Origin of the sequence: Polynucleobacter sp. AP-Kaivos-20-H2, assembly GCF_018882215.1 — a bacterium.
Taxonomy (GTDB): Bacteria; Pseudomonadota; Gammaproteobacteria; order Burkholderiales; family Burkholderiaceae; genus Polynucleobacter.
Map to the genome: position 1 here is coordinate 371,991 of NZ_JACVOX010000003.1, position 1,339 is coordinate 373,329.

General features: G+C 47.6%; 1 protein-coding gene. It reads left to right on the plus strand.

Features of this window, described 5'->3' with window-relative positions; all coding sequences use genetic code 11:
• Positions 1-1,339 (plus strand): autotransporter-associated beta strand repeat-containing protein (locus tag ICE89_RS10365; RefSeq protein WP_216265821.1); only part of this gene is annotated, 1,339 nt, incomplete at both ends.

Sequence of the window (1,339 nt, forward strand, 5' to 3'; positions counted from 1 at the left end):
GGCACCAGCATTAACAACATCGGCACGATCACCAACTCTGGATCTGGCACAGGGACTACGACTATTAGCGGAGCAATAGGCTCTAACGTGACTGGTATTACTGAATCGAGTAGTACTTCTGCTTTAACCCTCTCCGGTACAAACACCTACACCGGTGGTACTACGATTACTGCGGGTACATTATCGGTAGGCTCTGACACTTACCTAGGAAACACTTCAGGTGCTATTAACCTCAATGGTGGCACTCTCAATATCTCTACTGGCGCTGCCTTTAGTAGTGCTCGCACCATTAACGTATTAGCGAGCAGTACCATTAACAATGCCGATACCTCTGGAGTTACCTTCACAGGTAATGTCACTGGCCCTACAGTAACCGGCACTCCAGTCACACTCACCTTAACAGGCGCAAATGCTACTACCTTTAGTACAGGCGCAATTACCAATGGAACCGGCACTTCTACAGTAGCGCTTGTCCAAAACACGACAGGGACTACAACGCTATCCGGTAGTAATAGTTACACTGGTGGTACTACGATTACTGCTGGTACTTTAAAGGTTGGTAATGGCACTGCTCTGGGTGGCGGCACGGTTTCTGTTGCAAATCTTGCAGTCTTAGATTTGAATGGCACTACCATGACCTATGCAAATGCCTTAACCCTAAACGGTACTGGTATCTCAAGTGGTGGAGCACTCACTAATAGTTCGGCAACAGGTGGTACTTATATTGGTGCAATTACTTTAGGTAGCGCCTCTTCAATCGGCAGTTCTACAGGCGATGTCACTGCTAGCGGAATTATCAGTGGTGCTTTTGCTCTGACCAAGATTGGAACAGATACCTTAACCCTCTCCGGTACAAACACCTACACCGGTGGTACTACGATTACTGCGGGTACATTATCGGTAGGCTCTGACACTTACCTAGGAAACACTTCAGGTGCTATTAACCTCAATGGTGGCACTCTCAATATCTCTACTGGCGCTGCCTTTAGTAGTGCTCGCACCATTAACGTATTAGCGAGCAGTACCATTAACAATGCCGATACCTCTGGAGTTACCTTCACAGGTAATGTCACTGGCCCTACAGTAACCGGCACTCCAGTCACACTCACCTTAACAGGCGCAAATGCTACTACCTTTAGTACAGGCGCAATTACCAATGGAACCGGCACTTCTACAGTAGCGCTTGTCCAAAACACGACAGGGACTACAACGCTATCCGGTACCAATACCTACACTGGAGTCACAACCATCTCCGGTGGAACACTCTCAGTATCAACTTTGGCTAATGGTGGTTCTAGTAGTAATTTAGGTGCCTCAACCAATGCGGCTGCTAATTTAG